This is a genomic window from Terrisporobacter glycolicus ATCC 14880 = DSM 1288 (assembly GCF_036812735.1).
Lineage (GTDB): Bacteria > Bacillota > Clostridia > Peptostreptococcales > Peptostreptococcaceae > Terrisporobacter > Terrisporobacter glycolicus.
Genome location: NZ_CP117523.1, coordinates 3,129,488 through 3,152,204 on the forward strand (window position 1 = coordinate 3,129,488; position 22,717 = coordinate 3,152,204).

A 22,717-nucleotide genomic window follows, 5' to 3' on the forward strand; every position below is an offset into this window, starting at 1 on the left:
ACAAATTACTCTACTTTTATATTACAATCTTCAAATTTAATGTTTTTATTTTTTGTTGATAAGCTTGAATTATCTTTGTCCCCATTAACAGTTGCAAAAACTGCATCTTTTATATTAAAACTTATATTTTCTCCACTTTCCACATCCTCTTTTAATTTAAATTCTAGTATTAAAATATTATTTTTTTCTTCCACTATTGATTTACTAGTGAATGATTCTTTTCCTCCTGTAGAATCCAAATACATAATATTAACTTGACCCCTTTTATTACTTGCTTTTGCATCATATTCCCAGGTTGGTGAATTAGATGAGTAAGTTAATATATCACCTTTTTCTATATCAATAAATTCAACTTTATTTTTATCAAAAGAAATAGAAAAACTTGCACTTGAATATATATTAGAAGGAATCTGTGACATCTTTAACTTTAATTTAAAAGTATCTTTATCATTAATAGATAAAAGGCTATCTCCATTTAATGATATTGATACTTCTTTTTTTATTTCACTATTATTATCTATATCATTTTTAGTATTTTTTTCTTGTGAATTTATAACAACAATGTAAGCAATTCCTATTACAATTACTAAAATAGAAAGCAAAATTAATATGGTATATTTTTGTTTTTTATTCAAATCATTTAACATTTAAGATTCCTCACTTACTTTATCAGACTCTTTGTCTTCTTTATTCTCATCTTTGTATATACTAAAGACTTTATAATCTTCATTACTTACAAACTTGTTTATTATGCTATCAATGTCTCCATTATCAATTTTAGAATCTATTGTCACATTTGCAGCAATAATTTCTTTATCCTTGGAAATTTTCATCTTTCCATTTAGAACTGATTGTAAATTCAATAAATCTTGTCCATTAACTATTTTGTCATTATTTAAATCTCCAAATGTTACTTCTTCCCCTTTTTCTTTCATGAACTTATATTTTTTCATATTTATTAAATCTTCTTTTTTACTATCTTTGCTAATAAGACCTATATATGTAGGTGATTTACTTAGTTTTGATAATTCTTCACTATAATACAAGTTGCTTTCTTCATCATACATTACTCCTACTTGATCATCTCTTTTGGGGAATTCTACAACTATACATTTTTTATTTTCAGGAATTAAACCATCTTTTTCACCTTCATAAATAATTTTTAAATTTATAGTCGCATCTTTATTGTTTTTAGAGGAATTTCTTGTATTACCTGAAGTATTTGAACTGCCTGAACTATTTGAATTATTACTTGATAATGAATTACTATTTCCATTGCTAACTGAGTTGTTATCCTGGTTTATTGTTCCTCCAGAGGAGTTTTGATTATTATCATCTTTGTTATTGTCTTTATCATCATTTGGTTTAACTAAATCAGGATTTTCTCCAGTAGATAATGTTTCTTTTGCATCTGTCATATCATAAAGTCTGTTTTTACCCTCCAAAAACCTTTGATATGCGACTAATGCATACATTCCTTGATCTGTGGCCATTGCATCGATTTCCATATTTTCCACATGTTTAAACCCGCCACCTTTAACATAGAATCTCATTAAGTTAGATATTAACCAGCAATCTCCTTTAATAAATCTTTCATCTTTTCCTGGGTCTATTCCAAGTGCACATAGTGCCACTATAACTTGATCAACACTTTCACTATTTGTAGTTCCCCAACTAGAGTATCCACCCTTATCATTTTGTAATTTTGATAATACTTTAATAGCCCTATTAATATACGGCTTAACTTTTTCTTCATTTTTATATGGTGCTAATGATTGTAGTGCCATTGCTGTAATGTCTGGGTCTGGAACTTTTCCACTAAGCGCCCATCCACCTCCATCAATTTCTTTACTTAAAATATAATCAATCAATTTTTCTCTACTAGTTTGAACTTTTACACCATCAACTATTGGTATCTCATAATTATTAGTATCAAAAGCTATAAGAGCAAAAATAGGTCCATTTATACCTTGTTTTATTACTTTATTAAAGTCTGCTAATTTTTCAAGCAAGTTATATCCCCCAACATTTCTAGGGTCTTTTCCTATTGATGTTAGACCTAGAATAACTCTAGAGTACTCTGTGTATTTCATATTATGTAAAACACCATCACATTCTTTTAGCGTTTTAACTACATTCGAGTAATATTTATCATAATAAGACTGTGGTATTTTAATTCCACCTCTCGCTAAACATAGTATGGACCATTCACCACTAAATGTTCCTACGTTTGGATCAGGTGTATTTTTATGGATCAATATACCTGTATTATTTATAGCCTCCTTAACACTTGGATTGGGAGTTTTTAGCGATAATGCATAAGATCCACTTAAACAAGTAGTTATCATTACTACAAAGGTCAATATGCATATTATTTTTTTTAATATTCTATTCCTAAACAAAATCTTTCCCCCTTTATAAAAATTTCAGAATCATTATTTCAACCTATTTAAATGGTAAATTTTATTTTATTTATGTACAATAAAATAAAGTAAAGAGTATACTTAAGTTACTACAGTCGTACTACCTTACATACTACTTATAAATACATTTTTATAAAAAAAGTTAGGATAAATATCCTATTATCCTAACTTAAAAATATTGTTTTATTTTAAATTTTTCAGTAAGCTATTACTCTATTTTTATTTGTTTTATCTATTTTACTTTTGTATATTTTACACTACTAAATGAACTATAAACTTTATTTCCATCAATAGTTTTATATGCTCTAACTTTGTAATAATAAGTTTTCTTTTTAGTAAGTTTACTATTTGTATATGATAATGTAGACCCCTTAGTTATTGTATTTATTTTCGAATATTTCCCAGATTTACTAGTTGCTCTATAAACTTCATACCCACTTGCATTTGTTATCTTATTCCAAGATACTTTAATTTTTTTACTTCCTGCGCTTAATTTAATACTTGGCGTTGATGGTTTTGTAGTTATTTTTTTTACATCACTAAAATTGCCATAATAAGTCATTCCACTATCTGTTGTATATGCCCTTACTTTATAAGAATAACTTGTTGCAGAGCTTCTTTTTGAATTTGTATATGAAGTAGTGCTATTTTTGCTTACAGTAGATATATGGTCATAAGATTTAGTTTTAGAATTATATCTGTAAATTCTGTATCCACTGGCTTCTGGTACTTTGTCCCAAGTAAGTTTAACTAATGAAGTTGTTGCAGAAGCTTTTGTGTTTTTTACTTTCCTTGGTAAAATTTTAAATGTTATTTCTTTTCCAAATTTTTTATAATTATTTTTACCTGTTACTTTTACTTTAGCTGTTCCTACTTTTTTATTATTACTATAGGATAATACATAGTCTGTTCCTGATTTTAATGTTTTGCTTCCATCTTTTACTGTTACTGATGGTTTTATTTCTTTTCCTGTATATTCTTTATTTGATATTGAAGATATTATAAATTCTTTTTTCTTTACAATTTTAAATGTAGTTTTTCCTACATAACCTTTATAATTGCCTATACCTGTTACTCTTACTGTGGCCGTTCCTATATTTTTATTATCACTATATGATAATGTATAATCTGTCCCCGATTTTAATGTTTTACTTCCATCTTTTACTGTTACCGATGGTTTTATCTCTTTCCCTGTATATTCTTGATTTGATATTGTACTAACAGATAGCATTTTAGGAAGTTCAACATTACCCAAGGCTTTATTTAAATTATCCAAAGTAGCATCTACTTTATCTTGTTTAGATTCCATGTTTTGTAATACTTTGTACGCATTATTATAAGCTAATTTTACATCTTTATCTTCTAAAATATATTTCTTTTCATCTGAGCTATTTATTTTAGCAACAGCTGTAGTTAAGTCATCTTTATTAGCTGCTTTTACTAATGCATCTGTACCACTATCACCAGACATAAATGTTGATCCTAAATCAGCTCCATACCCCCAAACAGTATATTGCCATCTCATTACATCTCCATCTTTTAATTTGTATTGTCCTGATCCATAGTTAGGAAACCAATTATTTACAGCATACATCCATCCTGACATAAATGTGTAATCAAACTCACCTAACCAATCTTTTTCATCTCTTCCATAAGGCTCATCACACACATCTAAAATATATTTTGGTATTTTAGCTTCTCTTTTATCTCTGTCTCTTACACTTGCTAGGTAAAACGATTGCCCAACTACACCTGATTGATCCCCTATGCTTCCAGTATGTTTATAACTACCTTTTCCCAAATTTTCATCGATTAGCCTAGTTATAATCTTTGCACCTGTGTCCCCCTCATATATTGGAACTCTTACTGGTTCTATAATATAACCAAGTCCTAAAGTGAATTTCTCCATACTAACTGTAACGTATCCTTTTGGAGTAGAAGATGCTTCAGCATTTTGTGGCATAGAAAAACACATAACAAAAGTTAAAATAAATGCCATTAATACTGATAATATTCTACCTATTTTAGATTTTAATCTCTCCATGAAATCACCCCTTAATAAAAGTTTTCTAATTACTCATTTTATTATAGTTATTGACAAATTCCTTATCAATAAATTAACAATAAGATTACACTAAAGTTACTTTGGTAGTACTACTTACCCTTACTACTATTTATTTAAAAAGGTAAATTTTACATTAAGTAAAATTAATTGATGACTTTTAATTATTTTACAACTATATCTTTCTCTACACTCGCTGTAGCTGTTTTGCTCATTTTTATAGTGATTTTAGTATTTTTCTTTTGTTTTGGTATGCTTATTGAGTAAGTGCCATTTTTACTAACCTTAGCTGATTTACCTATTTGTTTTTCATTTACATAAACTCTAATCGTTGCTCCAGGTTGACCTTTGCCGCTAATTTTTGTTGATGATGATTTAATGGAATTTGCAGTAAGTGATTTAGAGAATACATTTAAAACTGTTGTAGTTTTTCCATCTGTATAATATCCTGCTTTTGAAATTTTAACATTTATTTTAACATATAGTTTTTGAGTAGGTATTTTAACAGAGTATTTTCCATTTTTATCTACTGTTGTTTTTCCTGCTTCTTTATTATTTAAATATACTCTAACTACAGCTCCTGGCATACCTTTACCTTTTACTAATTTGTCCTTTGGTTTTATTCTATTTACTGTAAAAGTTTTTATTTGCTTTAATACTGTTTTTGATAGTTTTTGTGATATATACCCATCCTTAGTCATTTTTACAGTAATTTTTGTTCCTCCTGATTGACCAGATATTTTTATAGAATAAGTTCCATCAACTAGAACTTTTGAAGATCCTATTAGTTTATTTCCAACATAGGCTTGGACTTTAGCACCGCCTTGTCCTTTACCTGTAATTTTAGTTGCATTGTATTTAATATTATTTACAGTCATGTTATTATCAAACTCAACTTTTAGTTGATTTACTGCACTATTTAACTTGTCTATTCTTTCCACATAATTTTTTTGTTCTTTACTTAATTTATCATAGGCCGATTTTACTTCTCTTATCTGCTTATAATCATTTTCTGTTATTTTTGATGGTATTTTACTTATTAATTTATCTATCTTAGTAGCTACTTTTAAATCTGATTCACCTTTTGACACTAAGTCTTTTAAATTATTTATTTTATCTACCGTTAATATATAATCTTGTACATCTTTACTAAACTTATTAAAATCACTTAAAAGTAACTTTCCTTCTTCCAATTGTTTTTTATTGGTAACTATTAAAGAAGCATTTTTTACTTTATTGTCAAATTCATCCGCTTTTTTTATTAATTCTAAATTTGTTATTACTTTGTTATAAGATTCTTTTGCTAAACTATTTACATTAAAGTATTTTTTAGATTGAGAATTTAGTGACTCATATCTATTTATTAACATCTTAGCTTTTTCAACAGTACTTCTATCTGATTTTAAAGGTAGATGTAAATCTAAAAATTTCTTTGCAAGCATTGAAGCATTTTCTTTATTTACATTGTCTTTTCCTATTTCTAGTACTATTTTATCCAACGTAGCTTTTGCAGTTTTCACCTTATTATTATTTTTCACACTATTATCCATATTTCCATGTGCGTTTATTGCAATCACTACATTTTCCATGTCTTCCTCTAATGCCGGTCTTTGAATTTTTTCAACCAAGTTTACAAAGTTCTTTATTTCCAGTTCTTTAATTTCTTCTAAATATTTATTTAACTTTGACACCACTGAGTTATCTATTAGTAATTTTTGATCTTCACTTAATGAGTCATACATTGATTTTGCTGATAATATGTCTGTTTTATTTTTATCACTATAACCATTACTTAAATCAATACTATTAATAGCTTTTACAACATTCTCTACAAATACTTTATTTACTGCTTTTATACTAATAATTGTATTTTCTGCATTTTTTATTTTACTTATATTGTTTGTCAAATCAGTATTTAATTGTTCTTGTTGCTCTTTTCTTAATAAATCATATGCCTTTCTTGCTTCATTTATTGTAGCTTCATCATTCAAACTTATTTCATCTGGAATTTTTGAAATAATAGTTTTTACTTTTTCTATTTCTAAGTTACTTATTGTTTCTTCAGCTTTAAGTAATTTATCTAAATTAGTAACATATTCCTTTTGCGTATCTGTTAAAGAATTATATGCATTTCTTATTTCTTCAATTTCTTCTTTATTATCTAAAGTAACGTCTCTTATTTTATTGATTTTTTCTATAACAGAGATTGCCGTTTCTTCGTCTTCACTTATAACAGTTACTTTACAGTAAGCAGATTTTCCACCTACTTTACCATATATATTTGTAGTTCCAGCTTTTTTACCAGTTACTACACCATTTTTGTCTACTGTTGCTATTGAACTACTAGAAGTTGTCCAAGTGACTGTTTTATCTATTGTTGAATTGTCTGGTTCTGTAATTGCAGAAAGTTTTATAGTTTTATTTACAGATATTTTAGCTGTACTTGGATTTATAGTAACTTTTGTTATAGGTATATTTACTGTAACACTGCATTTAACAGTATGTTCTCCTATTTGCGCTACTATATTTGTCGTTCCTGCTCCAGCTGCTGTTACCAATCCATTTTTATCAACCTTTGCAATTGATTCGTCCTCTGATTTCCATATTACAATAACATCTCCCATAGCATCTGCTGGGTCAGGCGTGGCAATTAATGTAAATGTTTTATCTAAATCTAAAGATAATTCAGTTTTATTAATTTTTACCCCGGTAAGTTTTGATTCAACGTTTACATTACAAGATATAGTTTGCCCATTTACGTAGGCATGTATTTTAGTAGTACCTACTCCCATACCTTCTATAGTTCCATCTTGGGAAACTGTTGCTATTTTATCATCATCTGTAGACCAGTATATATCTTTAGGTTTAAATCCTCCATTTATCTTTAATTCTAGTTTTTTACTTTCATTTTTTTGCAAAGTTATATCACTTAGTGACATAGAAATTACATCTGTCATATCATAAAGACTATTTTTCCCTTGTAAAAATCTTTGATAAGCCACAAGTGCATACATTGCTTGATCTGTAGCCATGCCATTTACTGAACCGCTTAATGTGTGTTTAAACCCTCCACCGTCGCAGTAATATTCCATAATTGCTGTTAATAGCCAATTTTTATCTTTTATGAATCTTGCATCTGATGTTGGATCTATGCCTAGCTCACACAAGGCAACTATAACTTGAGCTATACTTTCGCTATTTACAGTTCCCCAGCTTGCATAACCACCATTTTCTTTTTGTATATTAGAAAGCTTCGTTAATGCTCTTTCTATAAAAGGAGACACTTTTTCGTTATCTTTATATGGTGCCAGCGCTTGTAATGCCATCGCTGTTATATCTGGGTCTGGTGTAGTTCCCGATAATGCCCATCCTCCTGCTTCAGTAGTACCAGTCTTTATTTCTTTGCTTAGTATATAATCAATATATTTATCTCTTGTAGCTTGTTCTTTACCTTCTTGCACTGTTGGTATTTCATAGTCTCTAGTGTCTAAAGCTATAAGCGCAAAAATAGGCCCATTAATTCCTTGCCATACAACTTGTTGGTAATCTGCCAAGGGAGCAACCATATTATAGCCAGCTACGTCTCTTGCATCCTTACCTATGGAAGATAATCCTAATATTAATCTTGAATACTCTGTGTATTTCCTCTTATCTAATACTCCATCTACACTCTTTACTTTTTCTTCTATTCTTTTGTAATAGTTTCCATAATAATTTTCTGGAACACTGATATTTCCTCTTGCAAGAGAAAGAACTGTCCATTCTCCTGCACCTGTACCAAAAGCCGGTTCTGGAACTGTATTTATCATAAATTTTCCAGTTGAGCTTATTGCTTCATCAACTGATGGAGATGGTTTGTTTATATTATCATTTACACCCAATTGTTTAAGTGTACTTTCCAATGATTTCAATGCATTATCTACTTCATATTGCGTACTTTCCATATTTGTCAATACATTATTAGCTTTATCATAGGCTTTCCTTACTTTTACATTTCTTAGTAATGATAGTTTATTATCTCCACTATTTATTTTTGCAACTGCTGTTGTTAATTTATCTTTATTAGCTGTTTTAATTGAACCCCAAGATGAACCTAAATCTTCACCATATCCATATACAGTGTATTGCCATCTCATTACATCTCCATTTTTCGGATTATATCCAGATACACCTGTATTTGGAAATTCATTGCCTATCGTATACATCCAGCCAGACATTTGAGTATAATCAAATGCACATAACCATCCATCTTTTTTTCTTGAAGTAGGATCATTTGATAGTTTCTCTAAAATATATGTTGGTATGTTTTCTATTCTATAGTCATTGTCTTTTACACCAGAAATATAAAAAGTATTTTCAATATCTCCTGTTGCTTGATAGTTTTCTGACCCAAGAACTCTATCTACAACTTTAGCTCCATTATCGCCTTCATAATAAGGAACTATAATAGGCTCTTGTATATAACCTAGTCCAAGTGTAAATTTTTCTATACTTAGAGTTATATACCGTTGAGGAGTTTTTCCCTCAATATAGCCTAATTTTTGATTGGTTTGATTCTCAGCGCTTGCAAATACTGGACACAACACATTAAATACAAGTACTAAAGACATCAATAGGGATAAAAATTTTCCCTTGAGTTTTTTCATAAAACTCATCCCCCTTTTAAATTTTATCAGTGAAATATTTACAAAATGTTATTAAAATTGCTATATTTTGTTCTATATAAAATTATATAAAAAAAAAGACTAAAACATAGTCTAGTCTTTTTGTATTAGCATGGTAGTACTACTCGAAGTAATACCGTATAAATCTTTTTATTCTTTACTTTGTAACTTTACATAAGAAATTGCTTCTTTTCTATTTCGAAGATTTAATTTTACAAAAATATTACTGACATGCTTTTTAACTGTACATTCTGTAATATATAATTTATTTCCAATTTCTTTATTATTACATCCATCTCCAATTAATTGTAAAACTTCATCTTCTCTTTTAGTTAGCTTATTTCTACTATGTTTTTCTTCATGCTCAAACAACTTTTCAAGTAAGTCTAAATCATAGTACTTTTTACCTTTAATTACATTATGTACAATAGAAGAAAAATCATTTTTATCAGGTATGTCTGCAACATAACCTTCTACACCATTTTTTAAAGCTCTCTTAAAAATAGCCCCTCTTTTTCTAATATCCAACACAATAACTTTTATTTGATCATTGATAGACTTTATAGATTCTATAAAACTTAATAATTCCAAATAGTCATTCCTTATATCTATTATTATCATTTCAATATTATCGTATTGCATATTGCAAATAAGTTCTAACTTTTTCACAGAAATAACTTCAATTTCGTCTTCGCTATTATTTAGTATATCTTCTACTACCCCAATAATAATATCTGATTCTGAAATAACCAAAACATTCATTTTGTTACACCCCTTACTAAAAAAACAAAAAATCAAGCAAACTGACATTTTAGTTTTAAATTTATTCCCTCAATCTTGAAAAAATCATAACCTTAACCCTAATAAATTACCTTTATCATTTAATTCTTTGTATTTATAAAGAAGTCTATCATCTAATTTAAATACTGTCAATTAAAGTAGTAGTACTTTATTAATCTAAAAACATCTGTTTAAAATAAGTAACATTATATTTAATCAATAATTTTAAAATATTTCATAGCATGTTCTATTCCATCTTCATCTATATGTTTTGTAACAAATGTAGCTTTTTTAAACAAATCTGGATTTCCATTGCCCATAACTATACTATTTGAGGCACTTTCTAGCATAGGTATATCATTATTACTGTCTCCAAAAGCAAATGTATTTTCTTTATCTATATTAAAATGATTAATTAAAAAATCTATACCACTTCCTTTTGAATGTCCTTTTGGTATTAACTCTCTTGTTCCTTTTCCATGATCTATGTAATCAAATATTTCTTTTATATCTTCACAAAAATCATCTATATATTTGTTATCATCATATCTAATAAACATCTTATTAAATGTCATATTTTCTAAATCATAGGGCTTTACTGGGTAATTTTGTTTCCTTAAATTAGATAATAAAAAATCATCTTCTGCATTTTCATCAACATATATAGCTTCTTCACCTTCTAGTACAGCATTTAGCTCATACTTTTTTAATGAGTTCAATATAACGTTATACTTCTCTTTATTAACTCTATTAACATAAAGTACTTCATTGTTAACTTCTATATAAGTACCACATCCACAAACATATCCATCAAAGCCTAATTCCTTTATATCATCACCTATTAACGATTTTGTTCTTCCTGTATTTATAAAAATTAAATGACCTTTTTCCTTTGCTTTTTTAAGTGCATTTTTTGTACTTTCTGGTATGGTAAAAGTTTTGTGAGAAAGCAAAGTTTCATCAATATCGAAAAATAAAATCTTCCTATTTTTCATTTTATCATCCTCCCTAATGTCTTTTTCTTTACATATAAATATAGCTTTAAGTTATATTTTTTTCAATTGCATCTTTTCTATTATACAATTATTTTTTATATCTAATTATTTAGGTATTAATATTTTTCAAATAATAAAATTTATGAATTCCTAAAATTTTGTATTTTGGTAGCGAAACAAAATAATGAATATAATAATAGTATGTATTTTATCCAATATACGTAAAAATTTCACTTCATTCATATCACTACTTTGTATAGCATACAGTTTTAACTAACTCCATTACTCAAGTAAAAGTATTCGCAAATTACAATAAAAAAGCCAGTATAAAACTGGCTTTATTCTTCATCTTTAATACTATAACTAGCATCATCTATTACATTTGGATCTTTATATACTTTTTTACCGCTTCTTTCATATGGATCTTGAGGACCTTTGTATTTAGACAGTTCCTCATAAATTATACCTATTGCCCATATTACCATAAAGGCATCATCAAAAAATCCTAATGGACCAAACAAGGCCTCTGGAATGATATCTATAGAAAACACAAAGTATATTAGTGTAGCTACAAAAGAAAAAAATACTTTAGCCTTTCCTAAAAAAGATACATTTCTATCACTAAAATAGTCTGCAACTTTAGGTAAATTTTTTATAAATCCTATGCCAAATCCCGCTTCTTTAAATCTCACTAATATTCTCTTAAAACTATCTAAAAACCTGTTGCCAGTATTCATAGTCTTGTTCATCATACATTCTCCTTAAGAATAATATATTTCCACATAATTGTTTATACAATATATTAAAACAAAAATCGACTATATTCAAGAATAATTTTTTATGTATTAGTATAGTTTATTCTACAATTAATCCTATTAATCTCACTAATTCTAATCCTTGGCTAGCATTTACTTTAGCCTTGTATAATTCTGGTATTCCAATTTCAATTCCATCAATCTCACAATTAGACAAATTTACATCTTCTAAATATGTTCTTGTAAAAACTGTCTTTTTAAAATCACAATCATCAAAGTTTAAACATTTATTTTTTACTTCCATAAATACGCTTGAAGCGAAAGATGAGCCTTCTAAGCTTACCTTGTTTAATTTGCTAAAAGCAAAACTACTATAATCGCCTAAAATATTTTTAAATAAGCAATCTTTTAAATGCGCATCTTCAATTTTGACCCCTACCATCTTGCAATTTACAAATTCTGTCCTAAATATACTTCCTTCTGAAAAATCAATATTAGATAGATCACATTTATCAAATATAACATCTAATAGGTCTATGTATCTAAATGTACAATTGTCAAAGTTTACATTTTTAAAAACGCAACTATCAAAAGATAATCTAGACTCATCCATAGTTGGAATATCAATATTTTCAATCAATTTATCACAGATTTTTTCATCTTCCTCTATTAATTCCAATAATTGATCTGCAGTACTTATTACTTCTAAATTAACATTTATCTTAGGCTTTTGAATTTTTTTCAATCTACTCATCTCCATTCTTAAAATTTCTCCATATACTTTGAAAAAATAATTATTTTTATTTAATTATATTACCATTTATTTATTTCTTTACATAAAATTTTTCCATCAGCATATTTTTCTAAATATTCACAAGCCTCATCCATATATTTATATAGGTCTTCATCACCATTAAATGAAATTATATTCATTAGAATATGCTTAGCATCTGTAGTTATCATAGCTCTTACAGAATCCGAAGTTGTGCTACCAAACTTTCCTTTATTATCATAAAATACTGGTAAATTAGCAATATTCAATTCTCCCTTACCTATGCCTACATAAGTTTCACCTTCCTCAGCAATTGTAAAATGTATATCTCCACTTATCTTATCTAAATCATAAGTTCCCACAGAGTATGCAGAGTTTAAAGAGATTAAATTATTTATATCTACCACATTATTAACTTTATATAAACCAAGACCCCTAGCTATTCTTCTGTATAGTGCTTCAGAAGATAACCTATATCTAGATGGATCCTTCCCAAAGGCTTTATAGGCAACTCTAGAGTCTGCAATATTTTTTATTGTATTAATTCTTTTAACTGGCACATTATTTTCTATTTCCTTTGCTTTTTCATCAATTATATTCCATAATTTTTCATTTTTCTCTGTTACACTAACATAAGCTTCAATAGAACCGATTGCTACATTATTACACTTTTCATTAATTTTATCATCAATTATTATTTTCATTTTTTCAACCCCTTTTCTATTTAGATATAATTATACTATAAAAAAGCATACTTATCATTTTTAACCAAATTTTTGTTTATATCCATATTTTTTCTTCTCAATAATATTATTTTCTTAATATAAATTATTTTTATGGCCAAAATATTCCATAAGCTATGTTAAAATGATAATAGTTAAAATATTATGTTAAGAGGTGTAAGTATGTTAAGTGAAAAGCTAGAAAAAAGTTTAAATGATCAAATAACTTTTGAATTCTATTCTTCATATACTTATTTAGCAATGTCTGCTTTTTGCGAGTCTTGTGACTTAAGTGGATTTGCTAATTTTTTTAGAGTTCAAGCAAAAGAAGAATTAGATCATGCTATGAAGTTATATGACTATGTATTCCAAAAAGGTGGTAAAGTAATCCTTGGAGAAGTAGAACAACCAAAAAAAGAGTACGACAACATGGTAGATGTATTTAAAACTGGTTTAGAACATGAAAGAATGGTAACAAGTAGGATTTATGCTATTACTGATATAGCTACTGAAGAAAGAGAACATGCTACTATGAGTTTCTTAAAATGGTTTATTGATGAACAAGTAGAAGAAGAAAATAACTTTAACTCTTTACTAAAAAAAGTTAAAAGATGCGAAAATAATCCGGCTGCTCTTTATATGCTTGATGATGAATTAGCAAATAGAACTTACGTGGCACCTGCTACAAATTAATTTATAAAGTTACCTATAATGACAATCATTTTAGGTAACTTATTTTTTTACCTTTTTAAATATTAATTAATATTTTATTTAAATAAAAAAAACTTTCCAAATTCGAATATAGTATTATAATAATGTTAAATAAATTCAATTAAAAGGGAGTATTGATATGAATGGATTAAAAATGCAAACCATAAGTGATATGGAGAAAAATATATTAAAAATATCTACAGAGTTATTTTTAAATCAAGGCTATGATAAAACAACTATTAGACAAATTGCTGAAGAATGTGGAATAGGGAGAGGTCATTTATATTATTACTTCAGAAAAAAGGAAGATATTTTAATTCATATCTTTAAACAAATCCTAAATAAAATTTATGATGATGTTATAGAAAGCAGTGATGATAAAACAGAAGTACTGTTAAGCTACGCTACAATACAATGTGTTTATACCTATACTTTAGTTTTAAATGAAAAATTATTTAGAATTTATCTACAAGGTTCCAATATAGAAATTGTAAGAAGAGCTGCTCAAAATATCTTAATAGATTTGTGCAAGAAAAAAGCTGAAGATATGAATTACGATATAAAAGAAAAGGATATATGTTTTAGTGTTACTATTGGGTATGCAGGAGAATGTGAATTATTAAAAAGATATTATCACGGTGAAAAGGACTTCGATATAGATTCAATTGTAAGAAGTATTACCTCTACTCGTTTACTATTGCTTAATATTGTAGATCATAAACAGGTGAATGAAATCGTTGATAAAGCAATTATAGAAGCAAAAAAATTTGATTATCACGACATAATTTCAAAATTCCACTATTTTGAATTTTAAGATGAACAATGTAAAGCTGTTCATCTTTTTTATTTCCATTAAATTAGAAATTTTTAACAAAAATCAGTTGACATAGCATTGGGCACGCCCTATAATTTTGTTATAATTTGGGCACGCCTAAAAGTGCTAATATTTTGGAGGGGTAAATATGGGAAGAATTGCAGAAAAAATTGCAAATCACAGTAAGTTAATCTTACTATTGGCAGTAATCTTATTGATTCCATCTGCATTTGGTTATTTTAACACAAATATTAACTATGATATCTTAAGTTATTTGCCAAACAATATTTCTACTACAAAAGCTGAAAAAATCTTAAAAGATGATTTTGGCTGTGGTACTCTATCCATGTTGATTGTAGAAAACATGGATGATAAAGACGTTTCTAAAGTTAAGGACAAAATTGCTAAAGTTGATGGTGTAGCTGATGTACTATGGGTAGATGATTTTATGGATTTATCAGTACCTAAAGAGATTTTACCAAAGGATATGACTGATTTTCTATACAACGGTGATAAATCCACAATGATGATAATAAAAATGGAAAAGGGCACTGGAGACATAAAAACTCAAAATGCAGTATCTTCCATAAGAAACATTGCAGGAAAACAAGCTTTTTTAAGTGGAATGTGTGGAATTCTTAAGGATACTAAGGATTTAGCAGATAAAGAAGTGCCTTTGTATATACTAATAGGTGGTCTTTTAATTTTAATTATTTTAGGTCTTTCTTTAGAATCGACAGTTATACCAGTAATCTTTTTAACAAGTATTGCCATGGCTGTAATCTATAACTTTGGTTCAAACATTATCTTCGGAGAAATATCTTATATAACAAAGGCATTAGCAGCCGTTCTACAACTAGGTGTTACTATGGATTATTCTATATTCTTATTCCATAGATATGAAGAGGAAAAACTTAAAATCCCAAATAATAAAAAGGATGCTATGGCACATGCAATTAAGAATACCTTTGTATCTGTTATTGGCGGGTCAGTTACTACTTTTGCAGGATTCTTAGCTTTATGCGTTATGGATCTAGGTATAGGAAGAGATATTGGTTTAGTAATGGCAAAAGGTGTTTTCATAGGTGTTCTTTGTACCATTACTGTTTTGCCTTCTTTCTTACTTGTATTTGATAAACAAGTTGAAAAATATAAACACAGAACTGTAATGCCAAAGTTTAATAAAGTATCCAAAATTATAGTTAAAAATTATAAGAAATTAGCTATATTATTTGTAATCATATTTATTCCATCTTATTTTGGATATAAAAATGCTAAGGTTTACTACAATTTAGATGAAAGTTTGCCAAGCAATTTTCCTTCAATTATTGCTACAAATAAAATGAAAACTGATTACAATATGGAAAGTACTAATTTTATATTGGTAAAAGATACTGTTGCTCCAAATGATTTAAGCAAAATGATTAAAGAAATTGAAAATCTAGAAGGTATTACTTCAGTTATTGGCCTTGAAAAATATATAGGTCCAAGAGTTGACCAAGATTTCTTACCTGACGATATTTTAAGTGAAGTAAAATCTAATGGTTATGAACAGATATTGGTCAATTCAAAATATAAAGCAGCCACAGATGAGTGTAATGCTCAAATTGAAGATATAAATAAAATAGTTCACAAGTATGACAAAGAAGGACTTGTAGGCGGTGAAGCACCACTTACTTTAGATTTAATAAAAATAGCAGATTCAGATTTTAAAAAAGTAAACTTTGCCTCTATTGTTGCCATATTCATTATTATTACTATATTATTTAAATCCGCTTCTCTTCCAGTGATACTAGTTGCTACTATACAATGTGCTATATTCCTTAATTTAGGTCTTCCTTATTATACAGGAACCGTAGAACCATTTATAGCCTCTATTGTTCTTGGAACTATACAACTAGGAGCTACTATTGACTACGCTATTCTTCTTACATCTAGGTTTAAAGAAGAAAGAAATGAAGGATATGAAAAATTTGAGGCTATGGAACGTTCAATAAAAAGCAGCTGTCCTTCTATTATAACTAGTGCTCTATCATTCTTTGGTGCTACTGTTGGTGTAGGGTTAATTTCAAAACTTGATATGATTAGTGCTCTTTGTACTCTAATGGCAAGAGGTGCCATAGTTAGTATGTTTATAATTATTTTTATACTTCCTGCAATACTATTATTATTTGAAGGAATCGTTGTTAAAACTAGTAAAAATTTTATAACTAAAAAAGAATTATGTGAAGAAACTAATTAATTAATAGGGGGTTTATTAAAATGAATAATAAAGAAATAAAAAATAAATCTGTTGCTCTTGCAACTATAGTGCTGATGCTTGGTAATTCGTCTTGTGTATTTGCTGATAACAATGTAAGTAAGGACGAAACTGTATACTCAATCTTAGATGAAAATGGTAATGTTAATAAAAATATAGTATCAACTTGGATTAATAGCTCATCTTCTCTTGGAACTATCCATGATGTAAGTTCTTTAAGCAATATAAAGAACGTTAAAGGTGATGAAAAACCTGAAATTAGTGGTGATAAAGTAACTTGGGATGTTAAAGGTGATGATTTATATTATCAAGGTGAAACTAGTAAAAATTTACCTCTTAATGTAAATATTAAATATGAATTAAACGGCAAAGAAGTAAATCCTAAAGATATCCAAGGTAAAAGTGGTCAATTTAAAATTACTTTATCCTTAAAAAATAATGAAAGCCGCCAAGTAACTATAAATGGAAAAAACAGAACGATTTATGTTCCTTTTATAACTGCTTCAGAAATTGTTTTGAATAGAGATAATTTTAAAGATATAAAAACAAGCACTGGAACCTTATTAGACGAAGGAAGTAATTGCGCTATTACATTTGTATCTATACCAGGTTTCAAAGAATCGCTTGATTTAGATAGTAAATTCTCTAGTTATCTTGATCTAAAAGATGAAGTTGTTATTGAAGGGAATACCACTTCTTTTGAAACTCCAAATATAATGGTTGCTGCTACAAGTGACGTATCAAAATATCTAGAAGATATAGATGATGATACTAGCTTTGGTGATTTAAAAAATTCTTTAGATAAATTACAAGAAGGTGGTAAAAGTTTAGTAGATGGCGCTAAACAAGTTAGTAATGGTGCAAATACTTTAGATACTAATTATAAAAAATTTAATAGTGGAGTTAAAACATTAGACAATGGTATAAGTACACTTAATAATGGTTCTTCTCAACTTGTAAGTAAATTACCTGAGTTAAATAATGGAGCTCAAAGTTTATCTAGCGGTCTTAATACTTTAAGCTCTTCTTCTAAAGACTTAAGTGATGGTGCAAATAAAGTTAGTTCTGGCGCTTCTAGTTTGTCTAGCGGACTTAGTACTTTAAGTTCTTCTTCTAAAGATTTAAATAGTGGTGCTAAACAAGTTAACGATGGTGCTTCTTCTCTATCTAGTGGCCTTAGTACTTTAAGTTCTTCTTCTAAAGATTTAAGTAGCGGTGCTAAACAAGTTAGTGATGGAGCTTCTAAATTAAATAGTAATTATTCTGCTTTAGATAAAGGTATTAATTCTTCTTATAGCGGTGCTAGTGAATTAAAAAAAGGTGCTAAACAACTACAAGATGGTGCTGACAATTTAGAAGAAGGATTAAGTAATGGTTCTAGTGGAGTAAATGATTTAATATCTTCTACAAATGTCATTAGATCTCTTGCTTCTAAAATAGAAGACATTGCCTCTAAATTAAATGCTGGAAGCAGTAGCAAAATTCAATCCAACCTTTCATCTATAGCTGCTAGGGCATCTGAAAATGGTGACAAAAAAACATTAGCTAATGTACAAGAAATTAGTGATTCACTTAGTAAACAATCTTCAAGTATTAGCAGTGCTGCTGATGGCTTAAATAGTATTGCCAAGGGATTAGATGATTTAGCTGATAAACAAGAAAGCGGTCTAAAATCTTTAGCAAAAGGCATTGATTCTGCAGTGGCTGGTGCTAAAAAACTTTCTTCTGGTTTGGGTGATCTTAATAGTGGATTATCTGATTTAAAAACTGGTTTAGGAGAAGTAAGCAAAGGTTCTAGCTCTGTTTCTAGCGGACTAAAAACCCTAAGTGATGGTAGTTCAAGCTTGGCAAGTGGTTCTTCTAAACTTGCTAAAGGTGCTTCTGATGCTTACTCTGGTAGTGCAAGTTTAACATTTGGTGCTTCTAAGCTTGCTGATGGTTCTTCTATGCTTGCTAAAGGTGCTTCTGATGCTTACTATGGTAGCAAGGATTTAACATCTGGTTCTTCTATGCTTTCTTTTGGTTCTTCCAAGCTTGCTAAAGGTGCTTCTGATGCTTACTATGGTAGCAAGACTTTAGCTAACGGTACTTCTCTATTAGAATCTAGTGGAAAAGCATTGGCTGATGGAGTGGGTACATTAAAGAATGGTTCCTCTGAACTTTCTAGAAATTCTGATAAAATTTTAGCTGGAATAGGAACATTATCTAGTGGTACTGACCAATTATATTCAGGAGCTAAAAAACTTCAAAATGAAGGTTTAAATAAACTTGCTGAAGAAGGAGATTCTTTAATAAGTTCTTTAGATGGAGCCATGGAAGTTAAAGATAAACTACTAGATGCTGCTAAAGGATATGATAACTTCACTGGTATAAGTGATAGCATGGATGGTAGTGTAAAATTTGTAATGAAAGTAAAAGCTGAAGATTCTGATAAGAAAGAGGCTTCTAATACTAAAAGTGATGATTCAAAAAAAGTAGATAATAATGAAGGTTCTAGTAGCAATTTTATTGACTGGATAAAGAGCAAGTTTAATAAATAGATATTACCATTTTACCTCTTTATGAGGGAGCAAAGGAAAATGATTACAACCTTGCTCCCTTTTTAATTACATACTTTTCTCTTGTTTGTGAAAAAATGTATGTAAAAGTATAATTTATATTATAATAAATCTATGCTTTACATAAAACTAAAATTGAGGGATGGTTAAATGAATAAAGACATAATATTGAAAGAAACTAAATCATTTGTAAAAGATAAATTATATAAAGAAGGCTCTGGACATGATTGGTTCCATATAAAAAGAGTTTATAATTTGGCTACTTATATTTGTGAAAAAGAAGGCGGAGATGAATTCATTATTAAAATGACTTCTCTACTTCACGATATTGACGATTGGAAATTTAGCAATAATAATAAAACAACAGAAAGCTTTTTAAAATCCCTTCATGTTGATGAAGAATCTATTTATAAAATAATGAATATAATTACCACCATGTCCTATAAAGGCGGTGTAGTGAATTCTCATCAAAACAATTTAGAAGGAAAAATTGTTCAAGATGCTGATAGATTAGATGCTCTGGGTGCCATAGGAATAGCAAGAGCTTTTACATATGGTGGTAGTAAAAATAGATTAATGTATGATCCCCATATTAAACCTAAAAATTTTCAAAACCTAGATGAAGTAAAAAATCTTGATAACCACACAATAAATCATTTCTATGAGAAATTACTTAAACTTAAAGATTTAATAAACACAGATACTGCTAAACAAATTGCTGAAGAAAGACATAGATTTATGGAAATTTATTTAGATGAGTTTTATTATGAATGGAATTTTAATAAAGAAAAATAATCAATAAAAAGTCCTATAAATAATATAGGACTTTTTTTAATAAAATGGTTTTACCTTTTCCATTCCTCTATTTTCCATTAACCTTACAGAGTCTGCCTCAATAACTAAATTTCCATCTTGCTCTTCTAACTTACCTACAACTTTTATCCAATCATTTTCTTTTGGTAAATCTCCATCATAATCAAATTCTAATCCACACATAGTTTCAACCTCTTTATGCTCTTCATCTTCATATCCAGAGTCATCATCATGGTTATGTTCTACTGTATCAGTTAATCTATAGACATATAAATGATTTTTATTGTCTTTATTTTTTAATTTTGTAAACATACCTTCTAGTTCTATTGTTTTACCCACATATTTACTACTGTCTAAATAAATATCATTTATATAATCAACATATACATTTTCCATTATTTTAATTATTTCTTGAGAATCTTCATTTTTATGTGTTTCAGCACTTTCACTAGATACTTTTTTATTACATCCAGTCATAATAATTATTGTGCATAAACTAATTAGTATAATACCAAATACTTTCTTCACTTATTAACCTCCAAAATATGTATTAAATATTTTGTCTTATCTTATCATGAAGAAAAAAATGTGTCAATTATTCTTCCTCAGTAGTAGCCGACTCCAATAAAAGTTCTTGGGATTTCATTTTATTGTTATACACCTCACTAATAAATGTAGATCCTAATATTAATATTCCTCCAATAATTTGCAATAAACTCATACTTTCATTTAAAATTATAGATGACATAATTATTGCAGAAATAGGGTCCACATAGGAGTAAATAGCCACAGTCTGACTTTCTATTTTTTGAATAACAGTAAAATATAATAAATATGCTATTCCTGTATGAACTACACCTACTACTAATAATAGAATTATTGACTGACCAGAAACACCTGCTAAACTTATTTTTTCTGTGAAAATCACATAAGGTAACAGAAATATGGCTGCTACTGATAACTGTACTGTAGCACTATCTCTACCTGAAATATCCTTTAAAAATTTGTTTAATATTACCACACCTGTATAAAAGCATGCGGCACTTAAACCATATAATATTCCAACCATATTATTTTCGCCAATGCTACTTTTATCAATTCCCACAATACATAACATTCCTATCATAGCTGCAACTATACAGCATACTCTTACTGAGTTTAATTTTTCTTTTAATAATAAGGGTGATAAAAACATGACTACTATTGGTGCTAAGTAATAACAAATTGTTGCTGTAGAAATAGTTGTGTAATAATATGCTTGAAATAAAAAAATCCAGTTAAAACCTAAACATACTCCACAACATATTAATACTAAAAAATTTGATTTTATTTTTTCCTTTGATAATTTTTCCTTTGATATCATACTAAAAATTATCAAGAAAATACTTCCTACAATAGCCCTTACCAAAGCTATTTGACTGGATGTGAAATTAATATACCTAACAAATATGCCAATACTCCCCCAAATTAACATGGAAATAATAAGTCCTAACTTATATTTTTTCATATACTATCTACCTCACACTTATTAATCTTTATATATACTTTCAATATACTCTGCCACAACTTTAGATAATAATATCCTTTTATTACTGTAAGAATGATCCGTATTCATAAAAATTTCTTTTACATTACTTTTATTATATTTGTAAATTTCTTTCATTAAAGGTATGTGATGAAGTTTATTAGGTCCTACAACATCTCCCTTAGCTGCAATTATTAAAATATTTTCTTTTGATAATTTCTCTGCTTTATTTGACAATTTCAAATATTTTCCATTTATCATAGTTTCTCTAATTAATGCCATTGTATCTGTATCATTTAATGGTAAAATGGCTGTAGAAAACATATTTATCCCATCTATTAATTCTTCTTCATCTTCCTCCATTACACATCCTTTTAATCCAAAGTCATATGGACTAATCGAAACAGATGCTTTTATTCTTTCATCTATACAATTAATTAAAGTGAGAAATCCACCCATACTATGGCCAACAAGAAAAATATTATTTTTATCTATGTCATAAGTTTTTATATTGTCTTCATTATTTACAAAATCAATTACTTTATTTACATCTTCAATACAATTTGAAAATGAAAATTTTCCTTTTACTCCCCAGCACCCTCTGTAATGAAATGTAAGTACATTTAAACCACATCTTCTAAGGCTATGTGACAAGTCATGATTATCTTCATATCCTGGAAAACCATGCAATAAAATTACAGTTGGATTAGGACCCTTTTTGCTTGGAGTTAGTATGGTTCCAATTAAATCTTCTCCATGGCTATTTATTTTAATATCATACAAATCAGGAAAATATTCATCTCCCAATTCTACATCTGGGTCTATAAAAATCATTTTACTATTCATTTCACTCTCTCACTTAA

At 28.2% G+C, this 22,717-nt stretch carries 17 protein-coding genes; 5 read left to right on the forward strand and 12 right to left on the reverse strand.

Annotated features, from left to right (window positions below):
* Positions 1–5: 5 nt before the first annotated feature.
* The 9 genes from TEGL_RS15400 to TEGL_RS15440 all read right to left on the reverse strand — a co-directional run bounded on the left by TEGL_RS15400 (position 6) and on the right by TEGL_RS15440 (position 13,155).
* Positions 6–647: a cohesin domain-containing protein gene (locus TEGL_RS15400; protein WP_018589969.1), complete on the reverse strand. Its 642-nt coding sequence runs from the start codon at positions 645–647 to the stop codon at positions 6–8.
* On the reverse strand, positions 648–2,402 hold the full coding sequence (locus TEGL_RS15405; protein WP_018589970.1) for a hypothetical protein: 1,755 nt from the start codon (positions 2,400–2,402) through the stop codon (positions 648–650).
* A gap of 253 nt (positions 2,403–2,655) precedes the next feature.
* Positions 2,656–4,467 (reverse strand): DUF4430 domain-containing protein, encoded by a 1,812-nt coding sequence (locus tag TEGL_RS15410; RefSeq protein ID WP_018589971.1) that lies wholly within the window; start codon positions 4,465–4,467, stop codon positions 2,656–2,658.
* 182 nt (positions 4,468–4,649) lie between these two features.
* Positions 4,650–9,131, reverse strand: a complete 4,482-nt coding sequence (locus TEGL_RS15415) for an Ig-like domain-containing protein (RefSeq protein WP_018589972.1) — start codon at positions 9,129–9,131, stop codon at positions 4,650–4,652.
* A gap of 168 nt (positions 9,132–9,299) precedes the next feature.
* Entirely contained in the window at positions 9,300–9,911 is a 612-nt protein-coding gene (locus tag TEGL_RS15420; RefSeq protein ID WP_018589973.1) for a response regulator transcription factor, read from the reverse strand.
* A 230-nt stretch (positions 9,912–10,141) separates the two neighbouring features.
* Positions 10,142–10,924, reverse strand: coding sequence for a Cof-type HAD-IIB family hydrolase (locus tag TEGL_RS15425; RefSeq protein ID WP_018589974.1), 783 nt, complete (start codon positions 10,922–10,924; stop codon positions 10,142–10,144).
* A gap of 338 nt (positions 10,925–11,262) precedes the next feature.
* Positions 11,263–11,673, reverse strand: a complete 411-nt coding sequence (locus tag TEGL_RS15430) for a YkvA family protein (RefSeq protein ID WP_018589975.1) — start codon at positions 11,671–11,673, stop codon at positions 11,263–11,265.
* Between the two features lie 106 nt (positions 11,674–11,779).
* The gene (locus TEGL_RS15435) at positions 11,780–12,424 is read right to left on the reverse strand and encodes a pentapeptide repeat-containing protein (RefSeq protein WP_161618791.1); all 645 of its coding nucleotides are present in this window, start codon (positions 12,422–12,424) and stop codon (positions 11,780–11,782) included.
* Between the two features lie 68 nt (positions 12,425–12,492).
* Complete coding sequence (locus TEGL_RS15440; protein ID WP_018589977.1) at positions 12,493–13,155, reverse strand: B3/B4 domain-containing protein; 663 nt, start codon at positions 13,153–13,155, stop codon at positions 12,493–12,495.
* Positions 13,156–13,356: 201 nt separating this feature from the next.
* Between TEGL_RS15440 and TEGL_RS15445 the strand changes: the two genes are divergently transcribed.
* The 5 genes from TEGL_RS15445 to TEGL_RS15465 all read left to right on the forward strand — a co-directional run bounded on the left by TEGL_RS15445 (position 13,357) and on the right by TEGL_RS15465 (position 20,311).
* On the forward strand, positions 13,357–13,866 hold the full coding sequence (locus tag TEGL_RS15445) for a ferritin (RefSeq protein ID WP_018589978.1): 510 nt from the start codon (positions 13,357–13,359) through the stop codon (positions 13,864–13,866).
* Positions 13,867–14,023: 157 nt separating this feature from the next.
* A complete protein-coding gene (locus TEGL_RS15450) occupies positions 14,024–14,698 on the forward strand; it encodes a TetR/AcrR family transcriptional regulator (RefSeq protein WP_018589979.1) in 675 nt (224 codons plus the stop codon).
* A gap of 148 nt (positions 14,699–14,846) precedes the next feature.
* Positions 14,847–16,940, forward strand: a complete 2,094-nt coding sequence (locus tag TEGL_RS15455) for an efflux RND transporter permease subunit (RefSeq protein WP_018589980.1) — start codon at positions 14,847–14,849, stop codon at positions 16,938–16,940.
* A gap of 20 nt (positions 16,941–16,960) precedes the next feature.
* Positions 16,961–19,498: a hypothetical protein gene (locus tag TEGL_RS15460; protein ID WP_027626964.1), complete on the forward strand. Its 2,538-nt coding sequence runs from the start codon at positions 16,961–16,963 to the stop codon at positions 19,496–19,498.
* 168 nt (positions 19,499–19,666) lie between these two features.
* Complete coding sequence (locus TEGL_RS15465) at positions 19,667–20,311, forward strand: HD domain-containing protein (RefSeq protein ID WP_018591363.1); 645 nt, start codon at positions 19,667–19,669, stop codon at positions 20,309–20,311.
* Between the two features lie 36 nt (positions 20,312–20,347).
* Here the strand turns inward: TEGL_RS15465 and TEGL_RS15470 are convergent, their stop codons facing one another.
* The 3 genes from TEGL_RS15470 to TEGL_RS15480 all read right to left on the reverse strand — a co-directional run bounded on the left by TEGL_RS15470 (position 20,348) and on the right by TEGL_RS15480 (position 22,700).
* Positions 20,348–20,857: a hypothetical protein gene (locus tag TEGL_RS15470; RefSeq protein ID WP_018591364.1), complete on the reverse strand. Its 510-nt coding sequence runs from the start codon at positions 20,855–20,857 to the stop codon at positions 20,348–20,350.
* A gap of 67 nt (positions 20,858–20,924) precedes the next feature.
* Positions 20,925–21,836, reverse strand: a complete 912-nt coding sequence (locus TEGL_RS15475) for a DMT family transporter (RefSeq protein ID WP_018591365.1) — start codon at positions 21,834–21,836, stop codon at positions 20,925–20,927.
* 21 nt (positions 21,837–21,857) lie between these two features.
* Positions 21,858–22,700 (reverse strand): alpha/beta hydrolase family protein, encoded by an 843-nt coding sequence (locus tag TEGL_RS15480; protein ID WP_018591366.1) that lies wholly within the window; start codon positions 22,698–22,700, stop codon positions 21,858–21,860.
* Between the last annotated feature and the right edge of the window lie 17 nt (positions 22,701–22,717).